General features: G+C 50.4%; 19 protein-coding genes. 8 read left to right on the top strand and 11 right to left on the bottom strand.

The window, feature by feature from the left end:
* Positions 1-16: 16 nt before the first annotated feature.
* From JFN88_RS06630 to ftsE, 4 genes are all read right to left on the bottom strand, one after another.
* The gene (locus JFN88_RS06630) at positions 17-1480 is read right to left on the bottom strand and encodes a S41 family peptidase (RefSeq protein ID WP_199018549.1); all 1464 of its coding nucleotides are present in this window, start codon (positions 1478-1480) and stop codon (positions 17-19) included.
* A gap of 129 nt (positions 1481-1609) precedes the next feature.
* Positions 1610-2791: a murein hydrolase activator EnvC family protein gene (locus JFN88_RS06625; protein ID WP_332908443.1), complete on the bottom strand. Its 1182-nt coding sequence runs from the start codon at positions 2789-2791 to the stop codon at positions 1610-1612.
* 11 nt (positions 2792-2802) lie between these two features.
* Entirely contained in the window at positions 2803-3720 is a 918-nt protein-coding gene (gene ftsX, locus JFN88_RS06620) for a permease-like cell division protein FtsX (protein ID WP_199018548.1), read from the bottom strand.
* The gene (ftsE, locus tag JFN88_RS06615) at positions 3710-4396 is read right to left on the bottom strand and encodes a cell division ATP-binding protein FtsE (protein WP_332908442.1); all 687 of its coding nucleotides are present in this window, start codon (positions 4394-4396) and stop codon (positions 3710-3712) included. The genes ftsX and ftsE overlap by 11 nt, the downstream gene beginning before the upstream one ends.
* A gap of 238 nt (positions 4397-4634) precedes the next feature.
* Between ftsE and JFN88_RS06610 the strand changes: the two genes are divergently transcribed.
* Complete coding sequence (locus JFN88_RS06610; protein ID WP_199018547.1) at positions 4635-6101, top strand: VanW family protein; 1467 nt, start codon at positions 4635-4637, stop codon at positions 6099-6101.
* A 144-nt stretch (positions 6102-6245) separates the two neighbouring features.
* Here JFN88_RS06610 and JFN88_RS06605 read toward each other — a convergent pair whose 3' ends face one another.
* Together JFN88_RS06605 and JFN88_RS24955 are read right to left on the bottom strand one after the other, a co-directional pair.
* A complete protein-coding gene (locus JFN88_RS06605) occupies positions 6246-8114 on the bottom strand; it encodes an LTA synthase family protein (protein WP_379166190.1) in 1869 nt (622 codons plus the stop codon).
* A 175-nt stretch (positions 8115-8289) separates the two neighbouring features.
* The gene (locus JFN88_RS24955) at positions 8290-9711 is read right to left on the bottom strand and encodes a PDZ domain-containing protein (RefSeq protein ID WP_199018546.1); all 1422 of its coding nucleotides are present in this window, start codon (positions 9709-9711) and stop codon (positions 8290-8292) included.
* A 178-nt stretch (positions 9712-9889) separates the two neighbouring features.
* Between JFN88_RS24955 and JFN88_RS06595 the strand changes: the two genes are divergently transcribed.
* From JFN88_RS06595 to JFN88_RS06580, 4 genes are all read left to right on the top strand, one after another.
* Positions 9890-10222: a LytTR family transcriptional regulator DNA-binding domain-containing protein gene (locus tag JFN88_RS06595; protein ID WP_199018545.1), complete on the top strand. Its 333-nt coding sequence runs from the start codon at positions 9890-9892 to the stop codon at positions 10220-10222.
* Positions 10223-10491: 269 nt separating this feature from the next.
* Positions 10492-11655, top strand: coding sequence for a Gfo/Idh/MocA family protein (locus JFN88_RS06590; RefSeq protein ID WP_199018544.1), 1164 nt, complete (start codon positions 10492-10494; stop codon positions 11653-11655).
* Between the two features lie 18 nt (positions 11656-11673).
* Positions 11674-12747 carry a Gfo/Idh/MocA family protein gene (locus tag JFN88_RS06585; RefSeq protein ID WP_199018543.1) on the top strand — a complete coding sequence of 358 codons (1074 nt, stop codon included), beginning with the start codon at positions 11674-11676 and terminating at the stop codon, positions 12745-12747.
* 34 nt (positions 12748-12781) lie between these two features.
* Positions 12782-13654 (top strand): sugar phosphate isomerase/epimerase family protein, encoded by an 873-nt coding sequence (locus JFN88_RS06580; protein ID WP_199018542.1) that lies wholly within the window; start codon positions 12782-12784, stop codon positions 13652-13654.
* 161 nt (positions 13655-13815) lie between these two features.
* Here the strand turns inward: JFN88_RS06580 and JFN88_RS06575 are convergent, their stop codons facing one another.
* Positions 13816-14001 (bottom strand): cold-shock protein, encoded by a 186-nt coding sequence (locus JFN88_RS06575; RefSeq protein ID WP_199018627.1) that lies wholly within the window; start codon positions 13999-14001, stop codon positions 13816-13818.
* 131 nt (positions 14002-14132) lie between these two features.
* Entirely contained in the window at positions 14133-15041 is a 909-nt protein-coding gene (gene hprK / locus JFN88_RS06570; RefSeq protein WP_199018541.1) for an HPr(Ser) kinase/phosphatase, read from the bottom strand.
* A 170-nt stretch (positions 15042-15211) separates the two neighbouring features.
* Here hprK and JFN88_RS06565 point away from each other — a divergent pair, with 170 nt between their 5' ends.
* Positions 15212-16114, top strand: a complete 903-nt coding sequence (locus tag JFN88_RS06565; protein WP_199018540.1) for a J domain-containing protein — start codon at positions 15212-15214, stop codon at positions 16112-16114.
* A gap of 63 nt (positions 16115-16177) precedes the next feature.
* Here JFN88_RS06565 and JFN88_RS06560 read toward each other — a convergent pair whose 3' ends face one another.
* The 3 genes from JFN88_RS06560 to JFN88_RS06550 form a co-directional block, all read right to left on the bottom strand.
* Positions 16178-16666: a CBO0543 family protein gene (locus JFN88_RS06560; RefSeq protein WP_199018539.1), complete on the bottom strand. Its 489-nt coding sequence runs from the start codon at positions 16664-16666 to the stop codon at positions 16178-16180.
* Positions 16663-17184, bottom strand: coding sequence for a CBO0543 family protein (locus JFN88_RS06555; protein WP_199018538.1), 522 nt, complete (start codon positions 17182-17184; stop codon positions 16663-16665). Before JFN88_RS06555 ends, JFN88_RS06560 begins: the two co-directional genes overlap by 4 nt.
* 67 nt (positions 17185-17251) lie before the next feature.
* Entirely contained in the window at positions 17252-18682 is a 1431-nt protein-coding gene (locus JFN88_RS06550; RefSeq protein WP_199018537.1) for an NAD-dependent succinate-semialdehyde dehydrogenase, read from the bottom strand.
* 255 nt (positions 18683-18937) lie between these two features.
* Here JFN88_RS06550 and JFN88_RS06545 point away from each other — a divergent pair, with 255 nt between their 5' ends.
* Positions 18938-19843 (top strand): LysR substrate-binding domain-containing protein, encoded by a 906-nt coding sequence (locus JFN88_RS06545; RefSeq protein WP_199018536.1) that lies wholly within the window; start codon positions 18938-18940, stop codon positions 19841-19843.
* 150 nt (positions 19844-19993) lie between these two features.
* On the top strand, positions 19994-20830 hold the full coding sequence (locus JFN88_RS06540; protein WP_199018535.1) for a hypothetical protein: 837 nt from the start codon (positions 19994-19996) through the stop codon (positions 20828-20830).

The following is a 20830-nucleotide window of genomic DNA, read 5'->3' as shown; positions in this document are numbered from 1 at the left end:
AAATCCTGCCAATGCTCTAATGTCCTATTTTTCCCTTAACCTCTTCAATCGCCCGAATCAGTTGAATATCATTGTCCTCGTCACGAACAAATTCGATCAACTGCTGTTCCAGCTTTTCAGCCGATGTTCTGTCTAGCTTCCCGGTAACCGGCAGCCCTTGATTGGTCTGGAATGACCTGAGCGCCGTTTCTGTATCCTTGCTGAAGTAACCATCCTTACGGTCTACCTTATACCCCAGCCCGCCAAGCATTAGCTGCATACTGCGCACTTCTTCGCTCAGCATGTCTTTGGTCAGCACCTTAGTCTTCGACAGGCGAGGAGCGCTGTAATAATCCGGAGGGGACACCTCTACATTAGGCTTGATCCCTTTCTCATGCACCCAATTGCCGTCCGGGGTGAGCCATTTGGCAATCGTCATTTTTACCAGGCTGCCATCCCCAAGCACCTTGTTATAGCTCACTTGGACTGTCCCTTTGCCATAGCTGGTCTCGCCTATAACAACCGCCCCGGCCCGCTCTTTCAGTGCCCCTGCCAGCACCTCGGAAGCGCTGGCGCTGCCTTTGTTGATCAGAATGGCGACCGGATATTTGCGTCCGGTTCCCTTGGACAAGGTCTGCTCCTTGGTTCCGCTCTTTTCCTCCACTTGTACAATCGGCTGTCCTGACGGAACAAACGGCTGTGCAATGGACACTACGACCGGCAGCACCCCGCCCGGATTGTTGCGGACATCAATGATAAGCCCCTTCATCCCCTGCTTCTCCAACTGCTCCAATTCGCTCAGGAAACGCTCCCCGGTGTGCATGGAAAATTGGCGAATCTCGATCTTTCCAACACCGCCCTCCAGCATTTTCGCATAGACGGTTTCGACATCAATATCCTCACGTACTAGCACAAGCGATATCGGTTGTGCTACGCCGCTGCGTCGAATTTGAAGTTTGGCCTTCGTTCCTTTCGGCCCCCGAATTTTGGCCACCGCTTCATTAAGCTGCAGACCTTCGAGACTTTCACCGTTTACGGACACCAGCACATCCTTTGGCATCAAACCTGCTCGTTCCGCCGGGGAGTCCTTGATCGGGGAGACAACCGTAATATTGCCGTTATCGATCATCACCTCCGCGCCGATTCCTGTGAAGGAGCCTTCAATCGACTCGGTGAACTGCTCTGCCGTCTCTTTCTCCATGTAGGAAGAATAAGGATCACCAAGAGCGGATATCATGCCGTTAATTGCGCCGTCGACTACTTTCTCGCGATCCACGCTCTTGTAGTATTTCGTTTCAATTAGGGACAATACTGCGCCGAGCTTGCTTTCCTCTTGCCTGGTCAATCCTTGAGATTGACCGGACGGCAATGCGGATACCAGCCCTTTGCCGCTGCCAAGTCCGCCAAGTACCAGACGATCTGCCAGCACCAGTGTGGCCAGAACCGACGCCACCATTGTCAGCAGAACAAATACAAGCACTGTCCGGCCTTTAAAATTCATCGTTCTACACCCCACCTATCCTACCGGTTTATTCATCCATGCTAGTATATGACAAGCCGCTCGGAATTATTTGCCGTTTCCGGCCGAAGCAGGGGGAGCAATTGGCATTTTATTATGAATACACTGCATTTACCGAATATAGCTCATCGGATTTTGCGGCTTCTCGTTCTTTCTCACTTCGAAATGAAGATGATTGCCTGTCGAGTTGCCAGTCGTTCCGACTTCAGCAATTTTTTGTCCGCGTTTTACATTTTCGCCAGCTTCGACTTTTATGCCTCCGTTGCGAATATGCCCATAGAGCGTCCACAGGCCATTGCCATGATCGATAATAACGGTATTGCCATAACCACTGGTCGCTTGAGCCACCAGAACTACACCGGATTCTGCCGCATAGATTGCCGTTCCCGCAGGAGCCGGGAAGTCAACGCCCTGATGCATCTTGCCTTTTTCCCCGGTAATCGGGTGTGTACGCGGCCCGAAGCCCGAACTGATCCGATAGCCATCTCCGATTGGGCGCAGCAGCTTGCCGCCGGACTTGTAATGGGACTGTACGCGATTACGCTGCTTCTCCAGGTCCGAAGCCTTCTTGGCGAGCTTCATAATCAACGCTTCCTGCTCCGCCGAAATGTCCTCTAGCTCTTCCATTTGCTCGGAATAGGAAAGGATCATCTTTTCCTTTTCTTTCTCCTTATCCACAAGCTGCGCATAGTAAACTTGCAGACGGCCGTACAGATCTTTTACCTCTACAAGCTTCGTCTCTACTTCCGCCTTTTTGATTACAATAAGCTCTTTATCCTTCTTGTGTTCCTCAAGAATCGTCTTGTCCTGTGACAAAATCGATTGAATAGAGTCAAACCGATCAAGAAAATCGACAAAGTTGGTGGAACTTAGCAGCACATCCAGATAAGAAACGGAACCGCTTGTATACAACAGCCGAACTCGCGACTGGAGCAGCTTGTCCCGCGCTTCAATCCGCTTCTCTGCTTCTTGCAGACTTTCTCCGGCCTCCACCAGTTCACCTTCCGTAACCGCCAGACGGTCGCGCACACCTTGCATATTTTCTGTTGTCTGGCTGATCTGGGTCATGATTCTCGTAACGGACTGGGCGGCTTCTTCTTTTTTTTGCTCAATTGCCTTGAACTCTTCCTGAGCATGCAGCTTGCTGCTCGCCGCAGCTTTCATTTCAATGCGGACCTTTTCCAGTTCCCGGTTAATTTTGTCCACTTCCGAAGGGGCTGCTTGTCCGTCCGCAGGCTGGAATAATACAACCGCCATTATAAGAACTGTAAGAAGTGTTAACGCCTTCTTCACTAATATCTCACCTACACTTTCAGATACTTGCGAACCGAAATCGTACTTCCCCAAATCCCGATCAATGTACCGATTGCAATTAAAACTCCGGAAATAAGCCAACCTGCATCCTCGATCGTCACCAGCTTGATCATCATGAGCCCCAGCTCAAATTGCGTGATTTGCACAAGCTGCTGATACAGCACCAGCAGGATAGCGGTTGTAACTGCCGAACCCAAAAGACCAATTAATGCGCCTTCGATGAAAAACGGCCAGCGGATAAAATGATTCGTTGCCCCGACAAGCTTCATAATCGCAATTTCACGGCGTCGCGCCAATATCGTCACTTTAATCGTATTCGATATGAGAAACATTGCGGTCAGCGCCAGACCAGCTACAATAATCAGACCGATGTTGCGAACCGCTGTTGTAAATTTGAACAATGTCTCTACTGTGCCTTGCCCGTATTTTACATTCGTAATCGGGACGGTTGGGTCTGCCTCATTGATCGCTTTGATCTTGTTGGCTACAAATGAAATTGTCTGCGGCTCAATGACCTCGACTGTAAACGAATCCGGCAACGGGTTATTGGTCTCGTCAAAGCCCTCAAGCAAATCCTTGCCGTCCTCGCCCAAACTTACACGCAGCAGTTCCAGACCTTCCGCCTTGGAGACGAACTTAACGGAACGTACTTCCGGCATGTTGGCAATTGCATTATGCAGTTCTTCAACCTTGCTTTGTTCGACACCAAGCTGCAAGTAGACTTTAACCTCAACCTGACTCTCAATCTGGTTGGCCAGATTATTGACATTGAGGGCCAGCAGCAGGAACACGCCCAGAATAAACAAGGAAATAACGATGGAGCTAAGGGAAGCAAAGGACATCCATCCGTTGCGGATAATATTTTTTGTTCCTTCTCTGATGTGCCGGAGGATCGTCCTAAATTTCATAGCCGTACTCCCCTCTGGCCTCGTCCCGAGCAATGATTCCGTCTTCAATGGCAATGACACGCTTGCGGAGCTTGTTGACAATATCCCGGTTATGCGTAGCCATGACGATTGTCGTTCCCCGGAAGTTAATTTCTTCGAGCAAATTCATAATACCCCATGAAGTCTCCGGGTCCAGGTTTCCTGTCGGCTCATCCGCAATGATAACGGCCGGATTGTTAACGATGGCTCTGGCGATGCCTACCCGCTGTTGCTCACCGCCGGATAGCTGTGCAGGCAGACTGTTATGCTTGCCCTTAAGCCCTACCAACTCAAGCACCTCCATCGTCCGCTTCTTGATCAGCCGCCGCGGCGTCTCAATGACCTCCATGGCAAAAGCTACATTCTCATACGCAGTGAACTTTGGCAGCAAGCGGAAGTCCTGAAAGATAACGCCGATATTGCGGCGGACAAATGGAATTTTACGGGGCTTAAGCTTGCCGATATTAAAACCATTGACGGAGATTTGGCCTTTGGTAGGAACCTCTTCCCTGTAAATCAGCTTCATAAACGTCGATTTCCCGGCCCCGGAGGGTCCGACCAGATAGACAAATTCATTTTTTTCTATGATTACAGAGACGCCGCGCAAAGCATGTGTGCCATTAGCATACGTCTTCCAAATATCTTGCATTTCGATCACATTATCACATCCTGTAGATTATCAGCTTTATCTTCTTCGACAGGAAACACTTAATTCCTCTCAAAAACTTTTTATTCGACAATATTCTAATAATTTTAATTTTTTTTGCGAGCCCGGCATAATCAAAAATAGTCGGTTTTATACAAGTTGGTGGTCAAATCGCAGACCCGTCCGCATATCTATAGAAATGATACCGCTTTGCTTCCTCTGCAAGTTAAAAACAAGGAGGGACTCGACGTTGAAAAAACTCCATGTCGCTTTTATTATTGCTGGCATCGTAATCCTCATTGTAACAACCAGCTGGGGGCTGCTTTATATTTATGCCTCCCAGAATCGTATACCCGACGGCACGACTGTAGGTTCTGTGCACATCGGCGGACTTGGGACAGAGCAGGCGCTGGATAAGCTAGAGGTGGCATGGAATGAATTGGAGAAGTTGCAGGCTCGAATTACACTGAACGATACCAAGGAGAACAGTCGGCAGTGGGCACTCCGCCAATTGGGGTTTGCCGTTGAACGGGAGAACATTCGCAACAGGATACTCGCTCTTCATGAAGGGAATCTTGCTGAGAAGATCACTTACCGCTACCACTTCCCGCGGCAAATTCCGGTGCAGCTTGCAGAAGGCGTCAAAACATTTGAGAAGACCATCCGGTCGCAATGGGGCTGGCTGGAATATAACGAGCCTGTGAACGCCCGCCGTTCCATTACTGCTGCCGACCAGATTGTCTATGAACCTCATCAAGACGGGCATCGTCTGGAATTGGATAAGCTGTTCGCCCAGGTCAGCGGCTGGGCCAATCAAGTCATGCAGGGACAAGCCGGGGGCGAACTACGCTCGTTCAGACTGCAAATTGCCGCTGTGCATCCTGCCATCACCTTGGATTATTTAAAGGGACAAGGCGTAGAACGGAAAATATCTAGTTTCAGCACAGAATTTGCCCGCAGTTCGGAAGGTCGGGCCTATAATGTAACCTCTACAGCCAAAATACTAAACGACTGGGAGCTTGCTCCCGGTGAACTGTTCGATTACAGCAAGGTCATTACCGCGGCGCAAGAGCACTACGGCTTCCGTGAAGCCCCCGTCATCGTAAACGGACAGCTCGTGCCCGGAATTGGCGGCGGAATCTGCCAGGTATCAAGCACTCTGTACAATGCAGCCCTTCTCGCGGGACTGGAGATTGTCGAGCGCCGCAACCACTCCAGGGCTGTGCCATACTTGCCAATGGGGCGCGATGCGACCTTTGCCGAAGGCTACCTCAACTTCCGCTTCCGCAACTCAACAGCACATCATCTGATCATTCGAACTGAAGTGTACAACCGGACACTTACGGTCAAGCTGTTCGGCTCCATCCCGAAGACAACCCGATATACAATCGAGACGAAACTCGTCAAGACCATCACCCCTCCTGTCAAGGAAATTGTGAGCAATGCTGCAGGCCGCGGCGGGCGGGTTGTGCTGAAGCAGGGATCTACCGGCTACGTTGTAAAGGTATACCGCACTCGTCTGGAGCAGGACCAGAAGATGGAGCAGGAGCTTATATCAACCGACACCTATCCAGCGCAGCCTACCATTATAGGCGTATCCCGAAGGACCGATGTAAGGCCGGACGAAGAACCCTTAGACTCCCCGAATGTTCTGGGACCGGAACTTGAAACGCATCCAATCGTGGAGGACGGAATTTTATTGCCGCATCATCCATAACCTGAGCAAACAAAGGACCTGCCAGACTTTCATTCGCTCAACTTGAACAAGGCGCCCGCAGCATCTTCCCCGGTTAGGACCGATGCTTGCGGGCGCCTTGAATTTGGTTTTGGAGCCACCTGTGCAGTATGGTTGAGACAGTTGCTATTGCGGCTCCCTGACGCGGTCAGGCAGCTGACCTGCGTAACTGTTGGAGAGATGCAGCAGCTCAAGCGCCTGATTATATTCCTTTTCTGTCGCGCCTCCGCTATGATGCCCTCCGTCCCCGGCAAGCGGATACTGAGTGCCGTCCTCATAGCCGCTTCCCGGCATGAACAGCGATTTTTCGCTCACGAAGGAACCGGAAGGCAAATAATAGCGCTGCGGCAGAACATTATAAGTCTGATTGATGATATCCTGACCAAAATGGATTTGCCCGGCAAGGTCAATCCCCATCAGATTGGCTATCGTCGGCAAAACATCCACCTGGCCACCGATTTGCGGAAACACCGTCGGATGGGTGAAATCAGCGCCAATTACAGCCAGCGGAATATTAATCATGTCCGTATAGCTGTATTCGCGGCCGTAAATTTCCTCCATCAACTCCTTATCTTTCCGCTCCAAGGAGTAGATCGGAAGACCAAGATGATCCCCGTAAATAACGATGATGCTGTTATCCCAAATTCCGCGTTCCTTCAAGCCAGCGATAAACTCTCCGAGCGCGTAATCGGCATAATTCTGGGCGCGGATATAATCACCGACGAAAGTCCCCTCAAAGCGCTCAGGCAGTTTCATTTTGTACTTCTCTTCCGGAATCGAATAGGGATGGTGAGCCGTCATGGAGATGATCTGGGCGTAGAACGGCTCAGGCTGTTGATCCATCTCCTTCAGCTGATCCAGCGTCTTCCGATACAGCACTTCATCTGAAGCGCCGAAAAAGACTGTATCCTCTTCACCGAAATATTTCGCATCATAGTAATGGTCGAATCCAATCGCCTTGTACAGCTCCCCGCGGTTCCAGAATTCCACGACATTCGTATGGAACGTCGCCGTATTATAGCCTTGGGATTTCATCAGCTTAGGCAGACTGGGAAGCTCTTTGCCGGCATAGACTCCGGTAGCCGCGCCCCGCTGCGGAATATACAGGGAAGTATTGACGATAAACTCCGCATCGGATGTATTCCCCTGTCCCACCTGCTGATAGAAATTGGGGAAATAGAAATTCTCCTTCATCAGACGGCTGATATTCGGTGTAACCTGCTGCCCGTCAAGCTCAAGACCAACAAGAAAGTTTTGAAACGATTCCATCTGGATAATGATCAGATTTTTGCCTTTAGCAGCGCCTTGATACTCGAGAGACTGAAGCGGTTGAATCTGCTTGATGCCGTCAATCTTCTCCTGAGTAATATCCGCGAGGGGCGTCCAATCCTGCGTCTTTTTGGAAAAGATCGTGTACGCTTCATAGTTGAGAATGCCCATATCCTCCGCTTTTTTCAGCTCATTCATGCTGGCTCGGTTAGGGAAGATATTCACAAAACACATCACGACCGAGACTACGAACAAGGCGGTCATGTAGCCCCTGCGCTCGCGCCCCGAAGAAGGAAGTCGCCAGTCCAGCTTCTTTCTTCCTCTCAAATAGAAGACGGCCAGGACGACAATGTCCGTAAAAATCAGCAAATAATAGGGCTTGATTAATGAAAATACGCTGTTCTTCACAGCCGTCACCTGATTGACCTGCTCAAGCGCATGATAATCCACGATGACGCCATAATATTGGTAATACATAATTGCTGCGAAAAAGATTGCGGTAACGAGCAGATTGGTCAGAAAGTAATAGAGCAGCTTTCTTTTGGACGCGAACCATTCAATCAGGCAAAAAATGAGCCAAATAAAAGGAATCTCCGTCAACAAAGGAGCCAGGGACAATTCGGTTCCGAAAATGGCCACATACGCCAGATAGCTCTTTAACAGCAGCAACACAGTAAAAAATCCGAACGGCTTTGTCCGCAGGCTCTGCAGAGCATTCAACAGCACATTCGCTTCCTCCCTTGACAGCGAAACAGACGAATATGTGCCATTCGTCTGTCTGTACATAGTAAGTTTCAAATAAAAATTATTATGCTACCAGAACTTTTGAAAGTCAAAGCCGGGAATACGCCTCCTTAGACGAAAAAAACATCTAGTTGCAGCTTTACATACCATTTTCACCTTATACAGTCCGTTTACGCAGCCATCCTATAATTTCATCAAGTGTCCTCACAGGGACAATATTCAGCCTTTTAGCTCCCTTGCGCGCGTCATCTTCCTGCCCGGCAGGCACAAAAAATACATCCGCCCCAGCCCGCTGTGCGGTAAAAGCCTTCTGCTCTATGCCGCCAATGCGCCCGACGCCCCCGCCTGCATCAATTGTTCCGGTGACAGCGACGCGGTGACCATTCGTAATCCCGCCGGGCGTCAATTGATCCAGGAGCGTAAGTGCAAGCCCCGCTCCATGCGACGGACCGCCTTCATGAGCAAAATAAGACGTGAAGGTGACCGGCAGCGGCAAATCCAGAGAAAGGCTGTCCATCGCCTGAATTCCCATAATAGCCTGCTGCTTATCATTCGGATTCCGGATTGTGTCAAGCTCAAGAATTAGCTTCTCGCCCTTCCGCAGCAATTCAATTCGAACAGTCGCACCGGGGAGGACCTTGGACATTTGTTCCTTCAAGCCATCCATTGAAGTTACCGGGCTATCGTTCACACGGGTAATAACATCACCCGGATGAAGCTGGCCTGAAGCAGGACCGGAAGTATCAACCAGCAAGACCTTGGCTCCATTTTTCGCAATGCCCTTCCCAATTCCAGCTTCACGAAAGGCGATGGCGCTGCCAAGCTGGTCAGCTTCGGTCTTCAAATCCCGGACGAGACTCTCGTATTCGCCTATGGACATGCCAAGCGACTCCAGCGGCCGAAATTGATAAGCCGGGAACAATCTGGCATACAAATAGTCAGCGGGAAAGGCCGGGCGGTCAAAGACAAGCAATCCCATAATTTCACCCTTAGGCTGGCCGCCTTCCACATGGACATAACGGTTCATGTTAATTGTCAGGCCGGGATATGTAACAAGAGATGAGGTCGGCCAGAACAACATGGACAGCATTGCCGCAGACAGTATGAACAGCGTGGTTCCCCGCCAGGGGAATTGCTTTTCGCGGTTGCGGATTTCGAACATTATAATATCCCAGATCGCCGCAAGCCAAATAAGAATTGTTAAACCGGCCAGAACGAGGAGAAACATAAAGGAAAGTTCCCGCCTGATGCCCATATATAGTAAAATCACAATACAAATCAAAGAGAATGCCAGGATAGCCCCTTTTCGGATGACGCTGACTGTTAGACGTTTTCTCTCCCTGTGCGCCAGCTCTCCCAAAGCTTTCTCCTTCTCAAGCTCCCAGCGCAGCCCTTGAACCGCTCCTGCCGCCCATAAAACAGGAGGAAGCAACAACAAGAAAACGAGCCAATTGAGCATATCCAGCCAATAAATACCTTTCCAATGGAGGACATCCGGCACCCAGATCAATTCCCCTGCTATACACAGTACGATCACCGCTGCCATTCCATACCCATACAACCGCTGCCACCCTGCCACCGCTATCCTCCTCTCGCTCCTCGTTATTCAATTATCATACCATCTTCAATTACCTGAATGCGAACAGGCCACATATTATTTCCCGAAAAATAGCTTTTCAAGCCAGGCCCTTGTGTGATACAATTTGTAAGCGCTAACATTAATGTTGCGAATCTCAAATGGGGGGAGCTTGAAAAGGATGGGTGTAGCGTTGGAAACCAAAAACGTGTATGAAAACTTTGAGGTGGAAACGGACATTCTTTTTTTCAAAGTCGGCTCACTGGGCATGGTCAGCTTCCACGGCAGGAATTACAATATTAAAAAAAGGTTGTCCGCGGAGCAGCTCAAATCTATGATTTCCAAATCCTGCTTTGTGCAGGTAAAATCGGATTGCTATGTCAATCTGGGAAGAATCAGCGCCATTGAGAACGATCTTCTCTACTTCGGTCCCGAGGTGGGGGATGTCAAGACAATCCCGGTCACGAAGCGGAAACAGGCCGTAATCAGAGAGTTGCTGAAAAAACAGTATTAATCCTTCTTGATGGCCCGTCGGCATGAGGCGGGTCGTTTTTTTTCCTGCAAACAAAAAGATTGGAAACAAAGGCCCCTGTCATTCGTAGGAAACGACGATGAGAAGGGTCCTTTTCTATTGCTAAAATATCGGTTCATTCACAGGTAACAGATATTATTTGGCAACCACAGTTAAATGAAACCCTTAGTTCAGACAATGCCGGTAAAGTAAGGTCCGCCGCCGCATGCTACAATGGGGTCATCATACGACAAGGGATGTGTATACAAACGATGGGCAAGCTCAGAATCGGGATTATCGGACTCGGCAATATGGGCAGCGGTCACGCCCGCTATCTGGTTAATGGGGAAGTATCCGGCGCAATTTTGACAGCGATTTCAGACCCGAGACCGGAGAGGCTCCAATGGGCCAAGGAAGAGCTGAGAAGCGATGTGGCTCAATTTGAGGATCACAGGGAGCTGCTGCGCTCCGGGCTTGTAGACGGCGTTATTATTTGCACCCCCCACTACGATCATCCGTCGCAGGCTATTGAAGCGCTCCAGGCAGGGCTTCATGTACTTATCGAAAAGCCGGCCGGTGTCTATACAAAGCAAGTGAGAGAAATGAATGAAGTCGCCGCAGCCAGCGGCAAAGTATTCGGCATTATGTACAATCAGCGTGCCAACCCGCTGTATCAGAAGCTGAAAGATCTCATCAGCTCCGGTGAACTTGGCGAAATCCGCCGCACCAACTGGCTGATTACCAACTGGTACCGCTCCCAAAGCTATTATGATTCCGGCGGCTGGCGTGCTACATGGGCAGGAGAGGGCGGCGGCGTCTTGATCAATCAGGACCCTCACCAGCTTGATCTGTGGCAGTGGACAACCGGAATGATGCCCAAGCGGGTCCGGGCATTCTGCTCCTTCGGAAAACACCGCAATATCGAGGTTGAAAATGATGTAACCGCCTATGTGGAATATGAGAACGGAGCTACCGGACTGTTCGTCACTTCCACCTTTGAGACGCCGGGGACCAACCGCTTCGAGCTGTCCGGCGAGCGTGGCAAAATTGTAATCGAGGACGGCAAGATGACATTTTGGCGGACAAGGGTGTCCGAGACGGAATTTAATCGCAGCTTTACGGGCGGCTTCGGGCAGCCGGAGTGCTGGAAGTGCGAAATCCCAATCCATGGGCACAGCGACGAACATAAGGGAATTACCCAGAACTGGACCAATGCCATATTGAACGGGACTCCCCTGCTCGCGCCAGGCGAGGAAGGAATCCATGGACTGACCTTGTCCAACGCCATGCTTCTATCGACCTGGATCGATGACTGGGTGGAACTGCCGATTAATGAAGAGCTGTTCTACGAAAAGCTGCAAGAACGAATTCGCGCATCCAAATCCGACAAACAGGCTGATAATTATCAGGCGCTGGATGTAAAAGGCACACATTAGCAAGGAGGACACGGTACGATGAGCAAGCAGGATGGGATGAATTACGCCCCCAAGGGCAAACCGCGTCCGGTCGTTGCATCGGGGCAGTTTATCTTCGCGGCCATGGCCCTGGAGCACGGACATATCTATGGAATGTGCAATGGCTTGATCGAAGCTGGCGCTGTGCTGAAGATGGTCTATGACCCTGACCCGGAGAAAGTAGCGGCTTTTTGCCGACAGTATCCGGGTGTTCGAATCGCCTCGTCCGAGCAGGATATCTTGCAGGACCCGGAAATTCGCCTCGTCGCGGCCGCCGCCATCCCTTGCGAACGGGGACCGCTCGGCGTGAAGGTTATGCGCCACGGCAAGGACTATTTCACAGACAAGACACCATTCACGACACTTGCACAGCTCGAGGAAGCGCGAGCAGTTGCTGCAGAGACGGGACGCAAGTATACCGTTTATTTCAGTGAGCGGCTGCATGTGGAGAGCGCCGTGTTCGCCGGGCAGCTTATTGCCGAGGGAGCGATCGGGCGTGTCGTACAGGTGCTGGGACTTGGACCGCACAGGCTGAATGCATCCTCCAGGCCGGACTGGTTTTTCCGGCATGAGCAGTACGGAGGCATTCTATGCGATATCGGCAGCCACCAGATCGAGCAGTTTTTGTACTATACCGGCAATACGGATGCCCGTGTAGTGAGCAGCAAGGTCGCCAACTACAACAACAAGGAATACCCGGAGCTGGAGGATTTCGGCGACGCCACGCTGACGGGAGCCAACGGCTCCACTCAATATTTCCGTGTCGACTGGCTGACCCCGTCCGGATTGTCCACCTGGGGGGACGGACGCACACTGCTGCTGGGTACAGAAGGTTATATTGAATTGCGCAAATATGTGGATATCGCCCGCAGTCAGCAGGGCAACCATCTCTATCTCGTGAATGCAGACGGCGAGCAGCATATCGAGCTGGAGGGCAAGGTCGGCTACCCTTTCTTTGGGGAACTCATCCTCGACTGTCTGGAAAGAACGGAGCGGGCCATGACCCAAGCTCACATATTCAAAGCCGCCGAGTTGTGTCTCATTGCTCAGCAGCAAGCCATTCGGATTGAATAACGCTCTTAACAAAAAGGGATCAGGAGGACAACCAATGAAGCTATCTGTATTTACTGTCGCTACCCCGGACTTGTCGCCGGAGCAGCTCACTGCTTCTGCCAAGGAAGCCGGACTGGACGGCATCGAATGGCGGTTTAAGGAAACTCCCGAGGAGTTCAAGAATGAAGCTCCTTCCTTCTGGCGGAACAATCTTTGCTCCATCTCCCCGTTCGAGGACGAAAGCGGCTGGGACCGCTACAAGCAAGCCGCCGCCTCAGCAAGCCTTGAGCATGTCAGCGTGACTCCTTATTTGACAGCCGGGGATTTGAAGGCTACAGAGAAAGTGCTTCAGGCGGCACAATATTTGGGCGCCTCCATCATTCGGCTCGGCGTACCTGGCTATAACCGGACGGAGAGCTTCGGCAGCCTGTTCCAAAAGGAACGGGACTACTTGAAAGAAGCCGAATCGCTGTGCAAGCAATACGGCGTCAAAGGGGTCATCGAGACCCATCATGCGACGATTTCCCCTAGCGCTTCTTCTGCGTATCGGTTGGTGGAAGGACTCGACCCAAAGTGGATAGGTGTTCTTTACGACCCTGGCAATATGGTGCATGAAGGCTTCGAAAATTATCGTATGGGCATGGAATTGCTCGGACCGTATTTGGCTCATGTGCATATTAAAAATGCGGGCTGGTTCAGACAGGGAGAGCAGCTTTCAGCCCGTGAGTACGTTTGGAGCAGCAAATGGGTCGGGATCACCGAAGGCATCGTGCCGCTCAGACAGGTCATAGAGGATTTGCGCGCGGTGAACTATAACGGCTACCTGGGCCTGGAGGACTTTAGTGGCCAATACAGCTCCGTTACGATGATGAAGCATTATGTTCAGCTAATGAAGGAATTACTCCAGGAGAGCCTGCAGGAAGGCTGATCCGACGTTGCAAAACGGCAAAGCCGACTAGCCCGGAATCCGCCTGGACGAAGCCATTGCCCCATGCAAAAAACGGCCCCCAGTTTACTTGCGGGGCCGTTTTTTGCATGCTATTGCATCATCATGCATCGGAGCGCAGGACATGATAATCCCGCCCCCGGTCAGCTTTTCAACACAGGCAGCAGCTTGGTCCCTTGGCTCATCTCCGACTTGCAGATGGGACAATGAGGTTCTTCGAGAAACGAAAAATCGTTTCGCATCCAGCAACTGCAGCTGTCATTACTGCATGTCCAGATTGCAGTTTGTTCCTCGGGCGTCGGCTCTACATTTTTTTTCGAATAATAGATAACGATCCCTCCTTATGCTGCGGTCTCCCAGCCAAGTCCTGAAACTTTTGTCACAAGCAGGGGCCATTTGAAGCCGTTATTTTATTGTATCCTGAACGATATGGAAATAGTACCAATTTTAAAATTTTTCGCTAATCCATCTTCAGCCGCTTCATAAATTCCTCGGCGGCGCTGTAACCTTGCTGTCTCAAATACCAGCTGTTCGCAGCGGCTTCAATCAGACCCGCAACATCTCGTCCCGGCTGCAACTGAATCTCTATATGCGGAATTTTGACGTCCATGTACTCTGTGAAACTAGGTTCCAGCTCAAGCTCATTATTCAGAGCATTCTCCTGCCACTTGGTCAACTCGATATCAAGGACAATGCGCGTCTCTTCTTGAAAAGCCTTGCGGCCATAAAGCCGGGACACATTGATCAGGCCAATGCTGCGCAGCGCCAGCAACTCCTTGGTCTTCTCATCATGAGTCCCAAGCAGCGTCTGTGGGCTAAGCTTCTTCAATACTACAATATCATCTGCTACAAGCCGATGTCCACGGCGGATCAGCGTATGGGCGGTCTCGCTCTTGCCGACTCCTGATTTGCCGCGAAGCAGAATTCCGATCCCCGATACATTCAAACACACGCCATGGATAGCGATCTGGGGAGCCAGCGTTTTTGTCAGGTAGGCATCCAATCTGCCCAAAAATTCAGTCGTTGTTGCCCCTGTGCGAAGCAACGGAATTTCCTCCTGCTCGCAATATTTCGTCAGATATTTAAGTCCTTCCTGATTTGCAGTGACAATAAAGCAAGGAGGATGATACTTCACAATATTTCCGATACGTTGCTTTCTTTCATCGAGGTCCAGTTTATGCAAATACGTAATTTCTTTTTTTCCGAGCACTTGCACATGCTCCTGTGGAAAAAAATCAAAATAGCCTACAAACTCAAGCCCTGGTCGATAGGCTCGTGATTTTCCGATTTTTCGCTGCATATGATGAAAGCCTGCCAGTACTTCTAACGAAAATTGGTCTGCAAGCTCCTGAACGGTTATGGTCCTCATCCCTTATCCCCCTGCTGCCGCTAAATTTGGATCTTTTCAACCTCCTGCTGTATTCTTATTCGTTAAGAACGAACCGTTTCCCTGCTTCGGCACGGGTTGGAAAGGTTTACGTGCCGTAAAAAGACACGTATACTAGTAGGTATGCGATTTAGTTGTGAGGTGAAGCAAGTTTGGAAAATTTAAAACAAGCATATGAAACACTTGGACTTCCCGAAGGCGCTTCCAAGGAAGACGTAGAAAAACGCTACATGACGCTAGTCCGACGAGCCAGAGCACGCGAGAAGAGAAGCGAAGACGAAGGGTCGGTCGAGGACTTTGATTTTGAGGAGATTAACCGCGCCTACAAGTTTATCCTGAATGCCGATAACCAGCAAGCTCTTGAAGAAATGACCGCCAAACAGTATGGAAAATATAAAAAGATGGCCGGTGCTGCGGAGAAGACCGACCACTTCTTCCACTATTATAAATATCACTTGCTGGGCGCTGTTTTGCTGCTGGCTCTAATCGGTTACGGAATCAAGAGCTATATGGACAACCAGGCGGAAAAAGCCGAACTGGCCAAGCTCCCGCCAATTGATGTTCAAGTGATGTATCACGGGCAATTTCTTATTGCAGATCAAAGTAATGATATGAAAATCACGGAAGAGCAGATGCTGGGCTTTTTCCCGGAATGGAAACGAATCAAAGCCGACTTGACCTATGTGCCCAAAGATGCCCGCAACGAGATTGATATGGCAAACATCCAAAAGGCTGTGCTGATGATCATAACGGAACACTCCGATGTCTATGTGTTTGACAAGACTACGTTCGCACAGCTTGCCGCGCAAGGTCTGCTCATCCCCCTGGATGATAAAGTGAACGGTTCGTGGAAGGATTTGCTGCTTCCGGATCAATTGATGAGTTCCAGGACCAGTGATGATACGGGAGACCATGTATATGGCATTGATGTTTCGCACAGCAAGCTATTGGAGCTGCCGCCAAAGTCGGATGAATATGTCGTCGGTATCCGTGCCGATTCAGAGCGCCGTGAGCATGCCTACGAATTTATTGAGTATCTGCTTCAAAAAGAATAACGGACGGGGTTGACCCCCTACAAAAAAAGCAGCCGCGCGGCTGCTTTTTTTGGCATCGAAAGCTTACCCCTCGCCGATTCTTGCCGGACTCACTCTGAAAAACCAGAGGTATATCCCCCGGCACAGCTGCAAAGTCACCATGACACTGAACAGCGTCCAGTACCAGCGCCACTGATTGTATTTCACCAGCTCGGTGTACGTTTCCAGGATGACTTCCGGGATGCAAACCCCTACGCCGAAGGCGAGCGTATACACACCCTTCAGGAGCAGGCTTTTATTTGCAGGATAAAATAGCGTAAAAAATATAGAGAGTACAGGAAAGACCAGAAATTCAAAAGCAAAGCTGGTGTGCGTAGCCTTCTGAAGCTCGCGGGCAGGATACGCAATCCAACCAAATTCCACTGCCAGCAGTCCTAAAATCCAAGTCATCATTCCCTGGCAAAGGAAAATGAATTGCGCCTCTCTCCCCCGACCCCGCGGTATCCAAAGCAAGGAAAGCAGAGTCACCGCATAAACGCCGCACAATATGATGGAGTTCAAGTTCAGCTTCATGGGGCAACCTCTTCTTTCCGCAATCTCCGCTTCCCATAAAACCAGTCATAATAATGATTAACGCTATTAAATCCGATCCAGACGTTGAGAGCCAGAACGAGAGGATATATAGGTTTGAAATCAACAAGTTCGGTATACTTCCGGCACAATACGTAGCCGATCACAAAGCCTGCCGCAAAGGAGAAATTATACAGCAATCGGCTGATAAGCCGACGGCCCGCCGGGTAATAAGCGACAAAATAGACCCCTATCGCCGGAAACAAAACATAATGAAAGCTGAAGTTCACGGATGTTGCGACCGAAAAATCACGCACCGGATATTGGATCACTCCAAGTTCGACATTGATCATGCCCAGCGACCATGTAAAAAACTGAACCGCAATAAACAGCAGGAACTTCTCCCGCCAAGACAGCCTTTTCAGAACAAGTAAACCAACCAGGCTTATGATCCAGGCCAAAATGATAATGATTCGCTCCACAGTCAACAGGCCCGCTCCCTTCCGAGTCAAATGCCACATTGACATGATTTCCCTAACTCAGTTAAGTTATGCAAGCTGTGAGCCAAAACCAAAGCCGTTGAATTCGTCAAATTCGGATCGACACAAACTTAGTCTCCAAGAAGTCAGCCAGACTGTCCGGGCCGCCTTCTCTCCCAATCCCGCTCTCCTTCAAGCCGCCGAAGGGACCTTCAACAGCTGTCGGAACGGCATCGTTGCAACCGACAATACCGTATTCCAATGCTTCATACACCCGTATCGTGCGGCCCAGATCCTTCGTATAAAAATAAGCGGCCAACCCGTATACCGAATGATTAGCCTGATTAATAACCTCTTCTTCGGTATCAAACAGGTAAATTGGCGCGACAGGCCCAAAGGTTTCCTCCTGCGAAATCGTCATTGTATCATTCACATCTTGCAAAATGGTCGGCTCGAAAAAATATCCCGACAAGCGTTCATTCCTCTTGCCTCCGGTTACAACGCTGGCGCCCTTGCTTATGGCGTCATCCACCTGAAACTGGATTTTCCGTAAGGATTTCTCATCGATAACCGGACCGATCGTGGTTCCCTCAACCCGTCCATCACCCGCAACAAGCCGTTCCACCGCCTCCTTGAACTGCTCCATGAACCGATCCGCAACCGACCGCTGGACATAAATCCGATTGGCGCAAATACAGGTCTGTCCGGCATTCCGAAATTTACTGCTCATGGCGCCGGCAACGGCCTGCTCCAAATCAGCATCCTCAAATACGATCAGCGGCGCATGTCCGCCAAGCTCCATGGACACGTTTTTCACATGATCGGCTGCCGACTTCATAAGCAGCTTGCCTACTGCCGTGGACCCGGTAAAGGTAATCTTCCGAATTGCAGGATGGCTTAACAGCTTGTCCCCGATCTCTTTCGGATCGCCGGTAACCAGGTTCATCACGCCTGCCGGAATACCCGCCAAGGCTGCCAGCTCAAAAAATTTGACCGCAGCTCCAGGCGTTTGCAGGGCTGGCTTGAGTACAATTGTACAGCCAGCGGCTAACGCCGGACCAAGCTTGCGCGCCGCCATGGACAGCGGGAAATTCCACGGTGTAATTGCCCCTACCGGGCCCACAGGCTGGCGGATGGAAAGCAGACGCTTGTCCGCTGACGACGAAGGAATCACCTTCCCGTAGCTGCGCACAGCTTCTCCTGCATTCCAGCGCAGGTACTCAGCGGAGATCGCAACCTCCCCCCTCGCCTCTGCAAGCGGCTTGCCCATCTCCAGTGTAATGAGGCCGGCAAGTTCCTCCTTATGCTGCTCCAGCAGTTCAGCAAGCCGGTTGAGATAAGCTGCTCTTTCCTTTGCGGCTAGCGCAGCCCAACTCTTGAATGCAGCGGCCGCCGCATGAATAGCGCGTTCGGCATCCACTGCTCCTCCGTATGCAGCCGTACCCACGACCGACCGATCGGCAGGATTTATAATTTCGCTTCGCTCCCCCGACGTTGCCTGCACCCACTGGCCATTCATGTACATCGACCATTGATTCATCCCGTCACCCTCTTCTCGTTGTCTTTGTAAAAAGTATAACACGATTCAGCCGATTCGAATCGAAACTGATCATTGATCGAGTTAGCCGCAGTCCGTAAAAACCTATCTTAAGTTGAAGCTATTGTGGATCAGCAGCGTCAATTATTCGCGTTGTGTAAATGAAAGATTAATCTTTTAGCGGATTTAATTTAACATTCATCGAATTTTTCTATGGTAATTTGAGGACAGAATCTATCCTGCGGAGGCCTGTCCAAGATGAATCTGTTAAAACTGCAAATTTTGGAGTTAATCGAGCAACACAAAAAAATTACAGCCGTCGCAAATAAGCTGGGACTCAAGCAGCCAACCGTCACCTATCATATGAAAAGCCTCGAACAGGAAATGGGCGTCAAGCTGTTCGAGACGCGCGCCGATAAAATTTTTCTTACAGAGGCCGGGAAGGCCATGCATCACTATGCTGCCTTGATTAATAGACTTGCTTCCGAGGCTGAACGTATTGTCTATGAGTTTGGCTCACTTACAAGAGGACATCTGACGATCGGGGCCAGCTACATCCCTGCTACCTACCTGCTGCCGCGAGTGCTGAACAAATTTGCCGAGCTGAATCCGAATATTGGCCTTTCCGTAATTGTCGAACCTGCTTCATTAATCAAGGAGAAGCTGATGAGCCACGACATCGATCTGGGTCTCATCTCCTCTGAGCCGTTCGTGCTGCCGCCGATCTCGGCACGCAATCTGTGCAAGGATGAATTGATGGTTATTTATTCGCCTGACCATCATCTCGCAGCCCAGGACAAGATTGATCCCGGCTGGATTGCCGCATCCAACTTCATCCTGCACGGCTCTACCTCCAGCACCCGCGATATGACGGACAGATGGTTGAAACAACATCGGGTTCAACTAGTCCGGATGATCGAGCTGGACTCGATTGAAGCGATTAAGAAGATGGTCCGGCAAGGCAATCACATTGCCTTCGTCTCGCGATTGGCTGTAGAGGATGAACTACGTCAGGAAACGTTGCTCGGGCAACCCGTTCCCTACAATGACTTCCAGCGCTCCATTTACTGCTGCTACAACAAAGAACGCTATGACTCCAGACTGACAGAACAATTCATCAACGCATTACTCGAATGGAATGAACCGTTTCACGACAAGGGTTGACGCCTCGATCAGGATGTAGTATTATTAGAAAAAATTTCAAATGAACGGACTTACGCTGGAAGCACCCGTAAGAGACTGCGCACGACCTGCGCTGCTCTTAATCGGGTGCTTTTTTGCGTTTCTGCATGTCCGTCATGTAAGGAGGTCAAGATGAAGCAAAATTTGCTAAAGACACTGTTACTTCCGCTTCTCCTAATGGTCGGCACAATTCCGATCTTTACCCTGGCAAGCCCGTACCCGGCAAGAGCCGCTTCGCTCCAGCTTGATTCCATGGTTCAGTTCAGGCTGGAAGCAGCGTTAAGCACGGCGGACAGCTCTTTCAGAATCAAGATGAATGAACTGTATAACAAGCTGGAGCAATTGCAAACGCAGGAGACCGACTGGGAAGCCAAGATCATGAGCCTGCAGCAGCAAAACGCAGCCGCTATTCATGAGATTCGCACTCGCCTGAAAGAACTGGACCAGGTGAAGGTAGAAAAGCTGGAGACGCAGGCCCGGCAAACCCGGCTGCGGTACCAGCCGCTCTTAACGCTCTACAGCACACTCAACCAGCAGGCTAAGGCTGCCCGGACGAAGGGCAATAAGGAACTGGCAAAAAAACTCGCAAGCCAGGCAGCAGACCTGCAATTAGCCGTTCAGTTAGCCCGCAAGGATATCAAACTAAAGGAACATGCGCTACAGGCTGCCAGGGCGGCAAAGGCCCGCTCAGTCGCCGCTATTCGCAAGCTATTAAGCGAAGCAGACGCTGTCACAATTCAAATAAAACAAAGCCGCACCTTGATCACCGCAACGAAAAAAAGCCTCTCCGCAGAATGGAAAAGCTTTAACCAGACTATAAAAAACAAAGACAATACTGGGATCAATAAGTCGCTAACCACGCTCAATACCCAATCACAGCAAATTGTGGGCCAGCGACAGCAGCTATTTCAATTGGAACAGAAGAAAAGCAGCATCATCGCCAAAGCCATGATACTGCTTGCAGCATAA

It is taken from the genome of Paenibacillus roseus, assembly GCF_016424485.1.
GTDB lineage: Bacteria > Bacillota > Bacilli > Paenibacillales > Paenibacillaceae > Paenibacillus_D > Paenibacillus_D roseus.
This window is presented reverse-complemented; position numbering and strand designations above follow the sequence as displayed.